The organism is Microbulbifer sp. ABH2_005 (assembly GCF_056160005.1).
Map to the genome: position 1 here is coordinate 127,112 of NZ_JBSWWI010000002.1, position 15,521 is coordinate 142,632.

Consider the following 15,521-nt stretch of genomic DNA (forward strand, 5'->3'; position numbering starts at 1 on the left):
CTGGAGGCATCTGGTAAAACCAAATGCAAAAGTGCAAGAGAGGAAGTCGTGGCAAATCATCCATTGTTATGTGATACCTCCAAACTGGTCGGGCGTGTGTTGATGTCCCTGATATTTATTTTTGCTGGGTGGAACAAAATAGGCGGTTACAAAATGACCGAGGCCTTTATGGTATCCATGGGGATACCCGCGCTACTGCTTCCCCTGGTGATTATTGTGGAGTTGCTTGGAGGGCTGGCGATATTACTGGGGTTCTTTACCCGCTTCTCCGCGGTGATCCTTTTTCTTTTCTGCCTGGCCAGTGCCTGGATGGTGCATTATTCCCCCGGTGATCCCGGGGAAATGACGAGCTTTATGAAAAATATCACTATCGCCGGAGGCTTCCTGATCCTCGCCTGTGCCAGGGCCGGTCGCTTCAGTCTGGATCACTGGATTCGTAAAAAATAGCGCCAAATAGACTGAATGGATTAGGGCGGGATTCGCGGTTTACCGAGGTTATTTCAGGCATTGGTCGACCCTATTCGGCGCCTGTGCCGAGCAATGTGCAAAAGCGCACCTATACTGCCTGTTGCCGCGCTATCCATTCAGGAGGATCACCGTGAAACTCTTCTACGCGCCTGGAGCCTGCTCCCTATCTCCGCATATTGTCGCCCTGGAGGCGGGCATCGATCTGGATCTTTGCAAAGTGGATCTGAAGACCCACACTCTGGAAAACGGCGATGACTTCCACAGGGTCAACCCCAAAGGCTATGTGCCAGCCCTTCAGTTAGAGGGGGGTGAGTTACTCACCGAGGGTGCCGCAATCATGCAGTTTCTCGCCGAGCAAAAGCCCGACGCCGACTTGGCACCACCGGTGGGCACCCTGGATCACTACCGCATGTTGGAGTGGCTGAATTTCCTCAGTGCAGAAGTTCATAAATGCTTCCTGCCATTGTTTTGGAATGGCTCGGAGGAGGAAAAGAAAAAGGCTCAAGAAAAGATTTTGCGTCGGATGGATTATGTCGAAGAGCAGTTGCAGAGCGATTTCCTATTGGGGGACGCCCTATCTGTGGCAGATACCTACCTCTATGTCATTATCCGCTGGCTCAAGGCCCTGCATTTCGATATGTCGCGCTGGCCCCGGCTGCAGGCATTTCAGCAGCGTATGGAAACACGCCCGGCGGTTCAGCAGGCTCTGCGAGAAGAAAAAAGCCAGGCAGCCTGATTTCGCAGGTATGTATCAGCGTGGAGTGATGCGCCTGGTAATCGGTATATCCGAGTCTATTGGGTTGCGCGCCTGAGCGATGACCAGTGAGGAAAACAGGGCTACCACCGCACAGGCGAACATGGACCCGGCGATGGGAACCAGTGTGCCTGTGTGCAGACTACTCACCAGCCCGCCGAGCACACCGCCGGTAATAAATATTGTCGCCCCATAGAGGGCGTTAGCGCTGCCACTGATCTTGGGGAAAAACTCCAGGTAACAGGCGGCGGCGTTGGGCCCGGTAATCCCGATACAGCTCATCACCAGCACCAGCGGCACCATCCACAGGATTAACTCTCGGATCCCCGTCATAGTACCCAATAATAACAAGCCACAGCCGAGCATTTGTAAGGTAACGCCGATCAGCAAAATATTGCGTGGCTGGAACAGGTTGAGCAGGCGGATATTGACCTGCACCATACAGATCAGCCCCAAAATACAGGTGCCAAAAAACAGCGGGAAGTGGCTGGGACTGACATTGAAGTAATCCATAAATACAAAGGGCGCGGTGGTGATGTAGATAAACATAGAGCCACTAACGCAGGCCTGAGTAGCGAGAAACCCGAGGGCGCGGCGGTTACGTAAAACCTGGCCATAGGTGGAGACCAGTGAGGCCAGCGGCATCAACTGGCGTCGTGCACGGGTGAAACGCGAAACGGTTTCGGGTAGCAGTAAGCGCACCAGTACCAGCATGGCGATAGCGTACAGCAACAGAAACACAAAAATGCTTTGCCAGCCTCCCAGCGTCAGCAGCAGCGAGCCAATGACTGGGGCAATCAGGGGGGCGATCAGCATAATAGTGCTGATCATGGAGATAATTTTGGCGGCCTCACGCCCACTGTGCAGATCGCGCACGATGGCCGCGCAAATCACCGTAGCAAAACCACCACCTACTGCCTGCAGAAAACGCAGGATGATCAATTGGTCGACATGATCGGCAAACAGGATCAGCAGCGAACTGACGATATAAATACACAGGCCGATAGTGCCCACCAACCGTCTTCCCCAGCGGTCCGAGAGCGGCCCACCGAAGAGCTGGCCGAGAGCGAAGCCCAATAAAAAACTGGAAACCGAGTATTGAACCCGCGCAACCTCCGTATCCAAGGCCCCCGCCATGGCCGGTATGGCCGGCAAGTAGCTGTCGATGGAAAACGGCGTCAGAGAGACCAGAGCCGCCAGCCATACCACCAACCAGCGTGGTGCCTTTTGCTCAGCGGATAAAGCAGTGGATGTCATGGAATTGCTCTGGGACGATTTGAGGGCTCTTGTTGGCGGTGACAATAGATTGCTGAATACAGCAGGCACGCTAGAGGGGGCGCGACACCTTATCTAGTGCCGCATTCCGCTCCCTCAGTGCTTGTCTTCCCGCAATGTGTACAGGCCCTGTTTGAGTTTCAATAAATGTTCCTGCAACTGGGGGCCTTTGCGCTGGGCAACGCCAATGGCGAGTACATCAATCACCACCAGGTGGGCGATCCGCGAGGACAGCGGCGTATAGATCTCGATATCCTCTTCCACATCGACTTCCAGCGGGATACTGGCCTGCTGTGCCACCGGTGAACCGCTTGGTGCCAGGCCAACTACTAGGGCGCCCTGCTCTTTCGCCATGCCCATGGAGCGCAGCAATGCCTTGGTGCGTCCGCTTTGCGAGATCGCCACCACGATATCGCCCGGCTGCATGGACATGGCCGACATATTCTGGATGTGATGATCCGAGTGGGCCGCGGTGGCCAGCTGCAGGCGGAAGAACTTGTGCTGGGCATCGGCGGCTACCGCGCCGGAGGCGCCGAAGCCAAAGAATTCTACCCGCTTGGAAGCGGCAATGGCGGTCACTGCGGCTTCCAGGGCGCGGTCGTCGATGCGGTCGCGCACTTTCAGTAGGGTATCTACGGTGGAGTCGAATACTTTGCGTTTGTACTCGGCGATAGTGTCGGTCTCAGTCACCGCAATTTGGCCGAAACTGGGGCTTGAAGCTAGTTGCTGTGCCAGATTCAGCTTAAATTCCTGAAAGCCGGAACAACCCACTGCACGGCAAAAGCGCACCACGGTGGGCTCGCTCACTTGGGCCTCTGTGGCCAAATCGACGATACGCATATGAATGATTTCGTCGGGGTTGGCGAGAATATACTCCGCCACCTTGCGCTCAGATTTGCGCATGGATGACAGCTGTTCGCTGATTTTTTGCGTGACTTCCGCCGGTTTCACAGGACTACCTTCTCTATGCCAGATGCCGCAGTTTAGCCGCTGCGCCCTCTGCTGGCGAGCGGCTTGGCATTGTCAGTCGGGGCAAAATCCTGTTTATTTACACAGGTCTCGCACAGCAGCTCTGGTACAATCTTCGCCCATGGACGTATCTCAGATTTTAGACCCCCTCAACGACGCCCAGCGCGAAGCGGTAGCTGCCGCGCCAGGCAATCAATTGGTTCTGGCCGGTGCCGGCTCGGGCAAGACCCGCGTGCTGGTGCACCGTATTGCCTGGCTGATGCAGGTGGAGGGCGCCTCGCCCTACTCCATTATGGCGGTGACCTTCACCAACAAGGCCGCCCGCGAGATGCGCGCAAGAATTGAGGAGCTGCTGGGGGTGAATACCTTCGGTATGTGGGTGGGCACCTTCCACGGTTTGGCCCACCGGCTACTCAAGGCCCACTGGCAAGAGGCCAAGTTGCCGCAGAACTTCCAGATTCTGGATTCCGACGACCAGCTGCGCCTGATCAAGCGGGTACAGGCAGATCTGGGGCTGGACGATAAAAAGTGGCCGCCGCGGGAAACCCAGTGGTGGATTGGCGCGCAGAAAGATGAAGGCCTGCGCCCGCAATATATCAATGCCGGCGCCGATCCCTGGTTGCAGACCATGGTGCGCATCTACTTCGCCTATGAAGAGGCCTGTCAGCGCGGTGGGCTGGTAGATTTTGGCGAGTTGCTGCTGCGCGCCCACGAACTTTGGCTGAATAACGACAGTATTCTGGCCCACTACCGCCGGCGTTTCCCCCATATCCTGGTGGATGAGTTCCAGGATACCAACACGATTCAATACGCCTGGTTACGCCTGCTCGCTGGGGAGCAGTGCCATATCACCGCTGTGGGTGACGATGACCAGTCCATTTACGGTTGGCGCGGCGCCAAGATCGAGAATATCCAGCACTTTTCTACAGATCTGCGTGAAGTGCAGACGGTGCGCCTGGAACAGAATTATCGCTCCACTTCCACTATTCTGAACGCCGCCAATGCGGTGATCGCTAATAACAGCGGTCGCCTAGGCAAGGAGTTGTGGACCAAGGGTGAAGAAGGCGAGCCTATCGCCGTCTACGCCGCCTACAACGAGCAGGATGAGTCGCGCTTTATCGTCGAGCGTATCAATGACTGGGTGCGCGATGGCAATCGCCGCGACAGCATTGCCATCCTCTACCGCTCCAACGCCCAATCCCGGGTGCTTGAAGAGGGGCTACTGCGCGAACAGGTGCCCTACCGTATCTACGGTGGCCAGCGCTTCTACGATCGCCTGGAAATCAAAAATGCCCTGTCCTACCTGCGCCTGATCAGCAATCGCAATGATGACACCGCCTTTGAGCGGGTGGTAAATACCCCCACTCGTGGCATTGGTGCGCGCACGGTGGAGATGGTGCGCTCCTATGCCCGCGAGCAGGGCTGCTCCCTGTGGCAGGCGGCCAAGCTGATGTTGCAACAGCGGGTTCTGGCTGCGCGCGCCGGTAATGCCTTGCAGAGCTTCCTGGATCTGATCAACCAGCTGGCTGCAAATGCCGAAGATAAAGAGCTGGACGCCATTGCCGAGGATGTGATCGAGACCAGCGGCCTGCTGGAATTCCACGGCAAAGAAAAAGGTGAGAAGGGGCAGACACGGGTGGAAAACTTGCAGGAGCTAGTGACTGCTTGTCGCTCCTTTATCGGCGTGGACCTGCCCGAGGGTGAGGAAGGTGAGGAGGAGATTCCCCTGCTCAACCAGTTCCTCGACAGTGCCGCCCTTGATGCCGGTGAAGGCCAGGCGGATGAGTTTGAGGATGCGGTCCAGCTGATGACCCTGCACTCCGCCAAGGGCCTGGAATTTCCCCTGGTATTTATGGCGGGTGTCGAGGAAAACCTGTTCCCGCACAAGATGTCCGCGCAGGAGCCCGGCCGCATGGAGGAAGAGCGACGTCTCTGCTATGTGGGTATCACCCGTGCCATGCGCAAGTTGTACATTACCTACGCGGAAAACCGCCGCCTGTTTGGCAGCGAGACCTATAACAGCCCGTCTCGCTTTATCGGTGAGATTCCTGCAAACCTGGTGCACGAAGTACGCCTGAAGACTGAAATTTCCCGACCGCTCTATCAGGCGGACTACGGTAAAGTGGGTCAGTTTTCCGACCCGGCTCCAGACTTTGATGACCTGCCACCACTGGCCCTGGGCGGTCGAGTGGAGCATGCAAGGTTTGGCGAAGGCACCGTAGTGCAGTTCGAAGGCAATGGTCCACGCGCGCGGGTGCAGGTCAATTTTGATGATGCCGGCAGTAAATGGCTGGTGGTGGCTATGGCTAAGTTGCAGCCTCTATAGATCGTTAGCTTTGGTAAAAACCGGGCCACATAAAAGATATTTTTCTACGGTGGTTTCGGTTTTTGCCAAGGTCTCTAATATTTAAAAAAGATCATTAATCGATGATCAACGCCAAAAATAAAAAAGATAACTAAAAGCGATGAAAAAAGTTAACTGGTATCCCGCTATTATTTTGGGCCTCATCGCCCTGCTGGTTATTACCTTTGCCGCACTGGTCACTTCCCGTGCGGCACAGGGGCCAGCACAACACTTTTCTGATACGGACAACAAAGAATTGTTCGAGTGGAAGCTGGTCACCACCTGGCCAAAAAATTTCCCCGGCCTCGGCCAGGCACCGGAACGCTTCGCAAAAAATGTTGAGAAGATGTCATCCGGCCGTCTCAAAATAAAAGTTTATGGTGCGGGCGAGCTGGTGCCAGCACTGGGTATTTTTGGCGCGGTATCTGAGGGCGCTGCACAGATGGGGCATGGTGCTGCCTATTATTGGAAAGGCAAGATTCCAGCGGCCCAGTTTTTTACTGCAGTGCCTTTTGGCTTAAACGCCCAGGAAATGAATGGCTGGCTGCATCACGGTGGCGGTTTAGAGCTTTGGGCGGAGATTTATGAACCGTTTAATCTGATCCCTTTGGCCGGAGGCTCCACCGGGGTGCAGATGGCGGGTTGGTTTAATAAACCGATTAATTCCGTTGAGGATTTGCAGGGCCTAAAAATGCGTATTCCCGGCCTGGGAGGTGAAGTTTTAAATCGGGCCGGTGGTACCGCTGTGACTATTCCCGGTGGCGAACTTTATACCGCTTTGCAAACGGGCGTAATCGATGCGACGGAATGGGTCGGCCCCTACAACGATCTCGCTTTCGGTTTCCACCAGGTTGCCGAGTATTATTACTACCCCGGTTGGCATGAGCCCGGCTCGATGATGGAATTTATCGTCAACAAAAAAGCCTTTGAGAAATTACCCAAAGACCTGCAAGTCATTGTGAGGGTCGCAGCCCGCGAAGCAAACCAGGATATGTTGGATGAGTACACCGCGCGTAATAACCGTGCCCTGCGAGAGCTGGTGGAAACACACGGGGTAAAGGTTAGGCGCCTGCCAGATGATGTACTTTCACATCTGAAGAAAATCAATACGCAGATTATGCAGGAGACTGCAAACAAAGACCCGGAATTTGCGCGTATCTATAAAGCTTTTAAGGACTTTGAGCGAGATGTGCGGCCCTATCACCAGATTAGTGAAGAGGCTTATTACCAGGCGCGAGAGTTAAATTAACTTTGAACCAATTCAAAGTCAGGGTAAGCGAGTATTGGCTTTTGATGACATCTCCCGCTTTTTTATTATAAAAAAGTGAAACCAGCGAGTCGCTTATATTTTATCCCGTTTGTCTTTTTTTTCGTCAATATTTAAATAATAATGCCGCGGCTTTTTTATCTGACTAAAGAAAATATGACTGGGGAGTTATAAATGTTTAGAGTTTTTAGCCTTTTTGTTTTGGGGGTAGTATTTCTTTCTGGTTGTGCGGGGGCGCCGCAACTACCTGTTGAGCCTGATCAAAGATTTTGGCAACAACAAGAAAAGCGTGTGGGGATAATAATATCTTCGGCACCAACACCAGATGTATATCTTCCTGGTGCAAGTTGTTTGCTGTGCTTAGCAGCTGCTGAAGTGGCGAATTCTTCACTTAGTAAGCATACCGAATCACTCTCGATAGATGACGTAATGGTCATTGCTGTCGATGTGAACGAACTTCTTCAATCTAAAGATATTGAAGTGTTAGAAATTCCTCAGGAGCTCAATTTGCGCAGGTTGCCTAAGCATAAATCTGAAGCCCCTAATTCTACTAAGAGAGATTTTTCACATTTTGCAGCGCAATATAATATTAGTCATCTTTTGGTGTTAGATTTCAATGCAGTGGGTATGCTTAGAACTTACTCCAGTTATATACCTACTAGTGAACCCAAAGGATACTTTGAAGCTTTAGGTTATTTAGTGGATCTGTCAGATAATACCTATGAATGGTATCAACCCGTAAAAGTCCTCAAAGCGGCTTCTAATGAATGGGATGAGTCTCCAAATTTTCCTGCCCTAACAAATGCTTATTATCAGGCGATTGCAGAGGGGAAAGAAATTCTAATTTCCTCTTTTGGTGCTGAAAATGCTATTCAGTAAGTCTTAATTCTTTGTATTTATTGGGCGTTAATGTATTTATTGACGCCCAAGCTTAAATTCTTAAAGACTGTTTTTTCAAGAATTAAAATGAAATATCAAATATTATTTGTCTTATGTGTGTTGGTTGTAGGGTGTGCTAGTAACAAAACTTCCCCATATGTTGAATATGTTAATCAGCCTATTAGCATTCCTGCAAATTCCACGATAGCAATCAAAGTAGAAGAATTTGAAATCCCTCCATTCCGTGGACAGGTTAATTTTGACAACCTTGATGTAAATCATGGCCAAATGGCCTATATAGGTGTGACTCCTGGGGCTTTTGCGGGCTCTATTCTTGCCCATGCTTTAATTGTAGGAGCTGCAGGAGATAGTAAAAAAAAGGCTGAGCAGGAAGAGGCTGACAAGATCTTAGATCTCTATCGAGAAGCTATCGCGACTTTTACTGCAGCGAATCTTACAAAAGCTGCAGTAGTTGATTTTCAGCAAAAAAATATTGCATTCAATGTTTGGGAGGCAGAAAACAGCGATCCCTGGATTGTTCAATCCTATCCCATGTTCTTTCTCTCGCAAGACAGAAGTACCTTGACGCTAAAGAATGCTGTATCAATTTTCGAGAAAAATAATAGAGAAAATCCCGCCTATCAAAATCTGATTGAGGTTGTTTCTTCTCCTGTAAACGAAGACAAATCAAATGTAATACCAGTCGCAGCTCTTAATGAATTGAGCATCAAGTTATTTGTTGATTCACTAGTTGTGATGAAGACAGAATTATCAGGAGAGCACAAGTTAGATAGCAAAGAAAAAACGTTAAGTTTTTATTCTGGTGGAAAGAAAGTCTATGAGCGTGGCCGGATTCTTTCAGAGAGTTGTGATCGAATGAGTTTTAGAACCTTACGTGGTTGGGTGAAGTCAGTACCAATTGAAAGGAAAGCGCCGACCTGTTCAGTCAGTTAGTAGACTCTTGGGGGAGGAGCCTCCCCCAACACCTATACTAGGGCAGCGGCCTGGTATGACCTCTATCGTCAATAGCGACAAAAACAAACTCACCTTCGGTGACTTTTACCTGCTCACCAGAATCCACCCGTGTCAGCCATACCTCAACCATCGTCCTGATAGAGGAGCGCCCCACCTCAATAGCCTCGGCATAGCAGCTGACTGTTGAGCCAACCGGAACCGGGCGTAAGAACACCATACTGCCTACTGCGACGGTAGTTACCCTGCCGCGTGCGATGCTTTGGGCCAGAATTGCTCCAGCGAGGTCCATTTGCGACATCAGCCAACCGGCGAATACGTCTCCCTGGGGGTTGGTATCACGAGGCATAGCCAGGGTTTGCAGGGTAAGCGTGCCTGTTGGTTGCGGGTTTTCATCAAGGGCTGAAAGTGCGGACATCGACTACTCACAGATTGTTAGAGTTATTGGTTTCCACCTGAGGGAAGGTGGCGCATTCTAGCACAAATTGTCCAGTAAATGACCAGCATCCTTTGTAAAAGCTTCCTCTAATCCTTTGGCAATACACGGTGTTAACCGGTTAATAACCCTGGCAGCCAAGTCACCAGAGCAGGCCAAAGCGCCAGGAGGCACAATATCAGCAGCTGAATAGCGATAAATGGCATGACGCCACGATAGATAGCGGAAGTGGCCACTGAACTTGGCGCAACACCGCGAAGATAAAACAACGCAAAGCCAAAGGGTGGCGTAAGGAAGGAAGTCTGCAAATTGATCGCGATCATGATACCCAGCCATACCGGATCTAAGCCCATTGCCAGTAGTACCGGCCCGACGATGGGCACCACCACAAAGGTGATCTCGATAAAGTCGAGAATAAAACCAAGCAGGAAAATTACCAGCATCACTAAAAGAGTTGCGCCGACAACACCACCGGGTAGGTTGTGGAAAATGTTGGTGACTAACTCTTCACCGCCGTAACCGCGGAAGACCAGGGAAAACAGAGAAGCGCCAATTAGGATGGCAAACACCATCGCGCTTACTTGTAGAGTGCTGCGACCCACTTCCCCCGCCTGTGTCCAATGCAGAGCGCCGCGACGGTAAGCCAGTAATCCGGCGCCCAGAGCACCTACGGCGGCGGCTTCTGTAGGCGTTGCGGCACCGGTAATAATGGAACCCAGGACTAACAGCATCAGAGCGATAGGAGGAAAAAGGCTGCTCAGTAACGGCCAAACTTCCAGAGGTTGCCGCTGCGCGGTCTCGGCTTTACTCGGAGAACGGCGTGCCACGAACAATAGGTAAACAATGTAGGCTGCAACCAACATTAGGCCAGGGATAATCGCGCCGATAAACAGATCGCCAACGCTGACCGGCTTCGGATTAAAAATACCCGCGGATAGCTGTGCCTGTTGGTAGGCGTTGGAGAGAGTATCCCCAAGTAGAACCAGTGCAATTGATGGAGGGATGATTTGCCCGAGGGTGCCGGTGGCACAGATAGTGCCGGTGGCGAGCTTGGGAGAGTAGCCCTGTTTCAACATGGTGGGCAGGGACATCAACCCCATCGTCACCACGGTGGCACCCACAATGCCGGTACTAGCCGCCAGAAGTGCGCCGACCACTACCACGGAGATAGCCATACCCGCCGGTGCACCCATAAATACTTTGGTCAGATTGACCAGTAAGTCTTCGGCGATCCTGGCTCTCTCGAGAATCACTCCCATTAGGACAAAGAGTGGTACGGCTACCAGGGTGCCGTTTTGCATAATGCCGTAGAGGCGGTCGGGAAAGGCGCGTAGTAGTTCCGCATCGAAAACGCCATACACGATACCCAGGCCGGCGGTGATTAGGGCCATACCGGCGAGGGTGAAGGCCACCGGGTAGCCAAACATCAACAGCCCACAGACGGCGGCAAACATCAGTAGTGGTATCAGCTCGATCATGCTTCGGCTTCCTCCACTTGTTTGAGGAGATGTGGTTTCGCCACAGCCTCGCTCGCCGGGCTGGAAACCTCCATCAGCTGTAATAAAGCGCGTAGAAATTGGGCGCTGCCCGCGAGACCAAGAGTTATTGCCGCGAGGGGAATCAGGCTTTTCAGTAGGAAGACACCGGGAAGGCCGCCGGCATTGGCGCTCTCCTCAAGCACTGACCAACTGTTCAAAACGAAATGCCAGCTGCCCAGTAACATAAAGGTACAGAGTGGCAGCAGAAATAAGAGAAAGCCGACAGCGTTAACCCAAGCCTTGCCCTTGGGACCCATTCGCCGATAGAAGACATCGACACGCACATGGGCGTCGGTTTGCAGGGCATAGGCCAGCCCCAGCATGAAGGCGGCACCGTGTAGATAGATCACGGATTCCTGTAGCGCGATAGAGCCACTGTCAAACAGGTGGCGCAGGGCTACGACGCAAGATTGCAGTAGGACCATGGCCCAGGTAAACCAGGCGAGCAGGTGGCCGGTGCGACTGGACAGACTCTCCAATGCACGCGCTCCACGCATCAGAAATAGCATGGGGGCTTCTCTCTTTACATCTTATTGTTATCTCGTTTGCATGCAGGTTACCGCTTTGCCTGCCCGGGCACCAGCGGGGCAAATTTCAGGTTGTAATCTTTTTGTCATGTTTTATTCATAGAATCGTCATCCGTTCTTCCTAGCATCGCCGCGTGAAATAAAAAACACTCATCGGAGTTACACATGAACAAGCGAATTCTGGCTACTTCCTTGGCGGCATTGACCCTCGCCACTTCTCAGGTGGCTCTGGCGGCGCGCGACTACATCAGCGTTGTTGGTTCCTCCACTGTTTACCCATTTACCACCACTGTGGCGGAGCGTTTCAGCCGCGCTACCCAATTCAAAACTCCGGTAGTCGAATCCACAGGTACTGGCGGTGGCATGAAGCTGTTCTGCCAGGGCGTTGGTGAGAGCACTGCGGACATTACCGGTGCCTCTCGCCGCATTAAGCAGTCCGAGCTGGAGATGTGTAACGGCAACGGCGTCGATGTTGTGGAAGTACAGATTGGTTACGACGGCATCGTGCTGGCGAATGCTAAGAAAGCGACTCCTTTCAAGCTTTCCCGTAAGGATATTTTCCTGGCCCTGGCAAAAGAAGTTCCGAATCCGAACGGCTCCGAGACTCTGGTTGCCAACCCTTACAAGACTTGGAAAGACGTAAACCCTGCGCTGCCCAATACCAAAATCGAAGTTCTGGGTCCGCCCCCCACTTCCGGTACCCGTGACGCCTTCGCGGAGCTGGCAATGGAAGGTGGCTGTAAGAAGTTCGATTGGATCGCAGCCATGAAGAAAAAAGACAAGAGCGCTTACAAGGCGATCTGTCACAACGTACGTGAAGACGGCGCTTATGTTGAAGCCGGTGAGAATGACAACCTGATCGTTAACAAGTTAGTGGCCAATCCGAATGCCCTGGGCATCTTTGGTTTCAGCTTCCTCGACCAGAATGCCGATAAAGTACAAGGCTCTTTGATCGAAGGACAGGCTCCGACTTTCGACTCTATCGCAGATCAGAGCTACCCGGTTTCCCGTCCGCTGTTTATTTATGTGAAGAAAGCACATGCCGACGTCGTACCGGGTATCAAGCAGTTCCTGGCAGAGTTCACCAATGAGCGCGCCTGGGGTGATGAAGGTTACCTGACTGATAAAGGTATGATCCCGCTGCCCCAAGAGAAACGCCAGAAAATTGCTACTGACGTTCGCAAGCTGAATGCCCTGAGCAATCTTGCTGCGAAGTAAATTTATCCTGGAGTAGTACAGTCAAAGGGAATTGACGGCCAAGCTCGAGAGGGCTTGGCCGTTTTTATGAAAGCCAAGTGGAAACACAGGGAAAAGTCGGGATAATGCCGACATCGACATTTTTAGCACGGTAACTCAATGCAAACCCCCACACTGTTCGCCCTTTTGCTGCTGTTGATTTTAGTGGCCTACGGTACCGGCTTTAGTCGTGCACTGAGTGCAGCGCGCAGCCGCGGAGGCCTGCGTAATCTGGCCTCACTGCCCAGCTATCACGGTTTATTTACCGCGCTTTGGTGTGGTTTACCGGCACTTTTACTACTGGGTGCCTGGCTGATTTTTGACGATGCCATTATTCGCTCCATGGTGATGCACAGCATCGCCGATAAACCCGATACCATTGCCGGGCAGAACCTGCTCTATGCACAAATTCAAAACCTCGCTGCTGGCCATTTGGTGGGGGAGTCATCCCCTCAGTTGCAGTCGGCGGCAGAGCATCTCAGTCAATTGCGCAATAACTCCAATACCCTGCAGGCTTTTTTAAGTTTGGTTTTGGCGGTGGGCCTGGGGGCATTTGCACTGTTGCGTTTTTCTCCGGAGCTGCGCGCCCGTGAGAAAGTAGAAAAAGTCCTTAAGTCTATTCTGATTACTTGTGCCTGCGCCGCGATTTTTACCACTGTGGGTATTTTGTTCTCGGTATTGTTTGAGTCGCTGCGATTTTTCCAGTCGGTGCCGGTAACTGAATTCTTGTTCGGCTTACATTGGAGCCCGCAGATGGCCCTGCGTGCCGATCAGGTTGGTTCCAGTGGAGCCTTTGGTGCGGTACCCCTGTTTACCGGTACCTTGATGGTTTCCGCAATTGCCATGTTCGTGGCGGTGCCAGTGGGACTGATGGCGGCTATTTATCTGGCCGAGTATGCCAGCAAGCGCGTGCGCAACGTGGCCAAGCCAATTTTGGAAATCCTCGCCGGTGTACCCACAGTGGTATACGGCTTTTTTGCGGCGTTAACCGTCGCTCCGTTTATTCGTGACCTGGCCACTTCTATTGGCCTACAGGCCTCCAGTGAGAGTGCTCTGGCCGCAGGGTTGGTAATGGGGATTATGATTATCCCGTTTGTCTCCTCTTTATCTGACGATGTGATTAATGCGGTACCGCAATCCCTGCGCGATGGCGCTCTGGGGTTGGGTTCAACCCAATCGGAGACCGTGCGCAAAGTGGTGATCCCCGCAGCACTGCCAGGAATTGTCGGCGGTGTACTGTTAGCGGTATCCCGCGCAATTGGTGAGACCATGATCGTGGTAATGGCCGCGGGCCTCGCCGCCAACCTAACCGCCAATCCCCTGGAGTCGGTCACCACCGTTACCGTACAGATCGTGACGCTACTGGTCGGCGACCAAGAGTTTGACAGTCCCAAGACCCTGGCCGCGTTTGCGCTTGGTCTGATGTTGTTTGTCTCGACTCTGGTACTGAACTTTATCGCCCTGCACGTAGTGAAAAAATACCGGGAGCAGTATGACTAATCTCACTCAGACGCAGGTTCGCGAGCGTATCGAAAAGCGTCTCGCCAGCCGTCATCGCAAGGAAAAACTGTTTCGCGGGCTGGGTATTGCCAGTATTGCTTTCGGCATTCTCGCGGTTGTTATTTTGTTTAGCGATATTATCAGCAAGGGTAGCGGTGCCTTTGTACAGACTGCCATTGAGTTGGAAGTACACTACGATGCGCAGGTACTCGGTATTGAGAAGGTCGATGACGAGAGCCTTGCCTGGGCCAACTTCACCGGGGTGATCCGCGAGGCCCTGCGCGAGCGTTTCCCTTCGGTGACTGGCCGCAGTGATAAGCGAGAACTGTATTCGCTGGTTTCCTCTGGAGCGCCCTTCAACCTGCGTGATCGCCTGGCCGCAAACCCAGAGCTGCTCGGTAAGAGCGAGAAAGTATGGTTTGCCGCTGACGACGATGTGGATACTTTTGTTAAAAGTCTGAAGGATTCCAAAGAAGGCTTCCGTGGCCGTACCTCGGAACAGAAAGCCGGCTGGATCGAACAGTTATTGGAAAGCGGCGAACTGAAGAAGCGTTTTAATACCATCTTCTTTACCAACGGTGACTCCCGTGAACCGGAGCAGGCCGGTATCCGCGCGGCCTTGATGGGCTCGCTGTTTACATTGCTGGTGACCCTGGCGCTGTCTTTCCCAATCGGGGTGGCTGCGGCCATCTACCTGGAAGAATACGCACCAAAGAATCGTTGGACCGACCTGATTGAGGTGAATATCAATAACCTCGCCGCGGTGCCATCCATCGTATTCGGCCTGCTGGGGTTGGCGATCTTTATCAACTTCTTTGAGTTGCCACGCTCCGCGCCCCTGGTTGGCGGTCTGGTACTCACCCTGATGACATTGCCGACAATTATCATTTCCAGCCGTGCGGCCCTGAAGGCGGTGCCGCCTTCGATTCGCGAAGCGGCGATGGGTATGGGTGCCTCGCGTATGCAGGTGGTTTTCCATCACGTGCTGCCGCTGGCCATGCCCGGTATGCTCACTGGTGCGATTATCGGTATGGCTCAGGCCCTGGGTGAGACCGCGCCCTTGCTGATGATCGGTATGGTCGCCTTTATTGTGGATGTACCCGGAGGGGTGACCGATCCGGCCACGGTATTGCCGGTGCAGATTTTCCTCTGGGCGGATAGCCCCGAGCGCGCCTTTGTGGAGCGCACCTCGGCAGCCATTATGGTGTTGCTGAGTGTATTGATTCTTATGAATGCCAGCGCGGTAATGCTGCGCAAGAAACTTGAGCGCCGCTGGTAACAGCGCGGATAATCGGAAAACGGGATTATTTATGAGTACCATGACCCTGGATGCCGCCGGACATACTGGAGCGGCGC

14 protein-coding genes are annotated in these 15,521 nt (G+C 52.8%); 9 read left to right on the forward strand and 5 right to left on the reverse strand.

The window, feature by feature from the left end; translation table 11 throughout:
* Positions 1-48: 48 nt before the first annotated feature.
* Complete coding sequence (locus tag ACXAFI_RS18035; RefSeq protein ID WP_475109909.1) at positions 49-447, forward strand: DoxX family protein; 399 nt, start codon at positions 49-51, stop codon at positions 445-447.
* Positions 448-598: 151 nt separating this feature from the next.
* A complete protein-coding gene (gene gstA / locus ACXAFI_RS18040) occupies positions 599-1,204 on the forward strand; it encodes a glutathione transferase GstA (protein WP_475109910.1) in 606 nt (201 codons plus the stop codon).
* Positions 1,205-1,219: 15 nt separating this feature from the next.
* On the opposite strand, the gene ACXAFI_RS18045 is transcribed toward gstA, so the two are convergent.
* Both ACXAFI_RS18045 and hexR read right to left on the reverse strand, forming a co-directional pair.
* Positions 1,220-2,479, reverse strand: coding sequence for a multidrug effflux MFS transporter (locus ACXAFI_RS18045; protein WP_475109911.1), 1,260 nt, complete (start codon positions 2,477-2,479; stop codon positions 1,220-1,222).
* 114 nt (positions 2,480-2,593) lie between these two features.
* On the reverse strand, positions 2,594-3,448 hold the full coding sequence (gene hexR / locus ACXAFI_RS18050) for a transcriptional regulator HexR (RefSeq protein WP_152455943.1): 855 nt from the start codon (positions 3,446-3,448) through the stop codon (positions 2,594-2,596).
* Between the two features lie 139 nt (positions 3,449-3,587).
* Here hexR and uvrD point away from each other — a divergent pair, with 139 nt between their 5' ends.
* From uvrD to ACXAFI_RS18070, 4 genes are all read left to right on the forward strand, one after another.
* Positions 3,588-5,792, forward strand: coding sequence for a DNA helicase II (gene uvrD / locus ACXAFI_RS18055; protein WP_475109912.1), 2,205 nt, complete (start codon positions 3,588-3,590; stop codon positions 5,790-5,792).
* A gap of 139 nt (positions 5,793-5,931) precedes the next feature.
* Positions 5,932-7,059: a TRAP transporter substrate-binding protein gene (locus ACXAFI_RS18060; RefSeq protein WP_475109913.1), complete on the forward strand. Its 1,128-nt coding sequence runs from the start codon at positions 5,932-5,934 to the stop codon at positions 7,057-7,059.
* 192 nt (positions 7,060-7,251) lie between these two features.
* On the forward strand, positions 7,252-7,956 hold the full coding sequence (locus ACXAFI_RS18065) for a hypothetical protein (RefSeq protein ID WP_475109914.1): 705 nt from the start codon (positions 7,252-7,254) through the stop codon (positions 7,954-7,956).
* An 87-nt stretch (positions 7,957-8,043) separates the two neighbouring features.
* Positions 8,044-8,910: a hypothetical protein gene (locus ACXAFI_RS18070; RefSeq protein ID WP_475109915.1), complete on the forward strand. Its 867-nt coding sequence runs from the start codon at positions 8,044-8,046 to the stop codon at positions 8,908-8,910.
* Positions 8,911-8,947: 37 nt separating this feature from the next.
* On the opposite strand, the gene ACXAFI_RS18075 is transcribed toward ACXAFI_RS18070, so the two are convergent.
* The 3 genes from ACXAFI_RS18075 to ACXAFI_RS18085 form a co-directional block, all read right to left on the reverse strand.
* Positions 8,948-9,346 (reverse strand): acyl-CoA thioesterase, encoded by a 399-nt coding sequence (locus tag ACXAFI_RS18075; protein ID WP_152455932.1) that lies wholly within the window; start codon positions 9,344-9,346, stop codon positions 8,948-8,950.
* Positions 9,347-9,477: 131 nt separating this feature from the next.
* Positions 9,478-10,842, reverse strand: a complete 1,365-nt coding sequence (locus tag ACXAFI_RS18080) for a TRAP transporter large permease (protein ID WP_475109916.1) — start codon at positions 10,840-10,842, stop codon at positions 9,478-9,480.
* Positions 10,839-11,411, reverse strand: a complete 573-nt coding sequence (locus tag ACXAFI_RS18085) for a TRAP transporter small permease subunit (protein ID WP_475109917.1) — start codon at positions 11,409-11,411, stop codon at positions 10,839-10,841. Before ACXAFI_RS18085 ends, ACXAFI_RS18080 begins: the two co-directional genes overlap by 4 nt.
* 183 nt (positions 11,412-11,594) lie before the next feature.
* Here ACXAFI_RS18085 and ACXAFI_RS18090 point away from each other — a divergent pair, with 183 nt between their 5' ends.
* The 3 genes from ACXAFI_RS18090 to pstA all read left to right on the forward strand — a co-directional run bounded on the left by ACXAFI_RS18090 (position 11,595) and on the right by pstA (position 15,444).
* Complete coding sequence (locus ACXAFI_RS18090) at positions 11,595-12,647, forward strand: PstS family phosphate ABC transporter substrate-binding protein (protein ID WP_475109918.1); 1,053 nt, start codon at positions 11,595-11,597, stop codon at positions 12,645-12,647.
* 138 nt (positions 12,648-12,785) lie between these two features.
* On the forward strand, positions 12,786-14,165 hold the full coding sequence (pstC, locus tag ACXAFI_RS18095; RefSeq protein ID WP_152455924.1) for a phosphate ABC transporter permease subunit PstC: 1,380 nt from the start codon (positions 12,786-12,788) through the stop codon (positions 14,163-14,165).
* On the forward strand, positions 14,158-15,444 hold the full coding sequence (gene pstA / locus ACXAFI_RS18100) for a phosphate ABC transporter permease PstA (protein ID WP_152455922.1): 1,287 nt from the start codon (positions 14,158-14,160) through the stop codon (positions 15,442-15,444). The genes pstC and pstA overlap by 8 nt, the downstream gene beginning before the upstream one ends.
* Positions 15,445-15,521 lie beyond the last annotated feature (77 nt).

Excerpts from the sequence above, each read along its gene's own strand:
- ACXAFI_RS18045 (WP_475109911.1), bottom strand. The coding sequence starts at position 2,479 with ATGACATCCACTGCTTTATCCGCTGAGCAAAAGGCACCACGCTGGTTG.
- uvrD (WP_475109912.1), top strand. The coding sequence starts at position 3,588 with ATGGACGTATCTCAGATTTTAGACCCCCTCAACGACGCCCAGCGCGAA.
- ACXAFI_RS18060 (WP_475109913.1), top strand. The coding sequence starts at position 5,932 with ATGAAAAAAGTTAACTGGTATCCCGCTATTATTTTGGGCCTCATCGCC.
- ACXAFI_RS18065 (WP_475109914.1), top strand. The coding sequence starts at position 7,252 with ATGTTTAGAGTTTTTAGCCTTTTTGTTTTGGGGGTAGTATTTCTTTCT.
- ACXAFI_RS18070 (WP_475109915.1), top strand. The coding sequence starts at position 8,044 with ATGAAATATCAAATATTATTTGTCTTATGTGTGTTGGTTGTAGGGTGT.
- ACXAFI_RS18075 (WP_152455932.1), bottom strand. The coding sequence starts at position 9,346 with ATGTCCGCACTTTCAGCCCTTGATGAAAACCCGCAACCAACAGGCACG.
- ACXAFI_RS18080 (WP_475109916.1), bottom strand. The coding sequence starts at position 10,842 with ATGATCGAGCTGATACCACTACTGATGTTTGCCGCCGTCTGTGGGCTG.
- ACXAFI_RS18085 (WP_475109917.1), bottom strand. The coding sequence starts at position 11,411 with ATGCTATTTCTGATGCGTGGAGCGCGTGCATTGGAGAGTCTGTCCAGT.
- ACXAFI_RS18090 (WP_475109918.1), top strand. The coding sequence starts at position 11,595 with ATGAACAAGCGAATTCTGGCTACTTCCTTGGCGGCATTGACCCTCGCC.
- pstC (WP_152455924.1), top strand. The coding sequence starts at position 12,786 with ATGCAAACCCCCACACTGTTCGCCCTTTTGCTGCTGTTGATTTTAGTG.
- pstA (WP_152455922.1), top strand. The coding sequence starts at position 14,158 with ATGACTAATCTCACTCAGACGCAGGTTCGCGAGCGTATCGAAAAGCGT.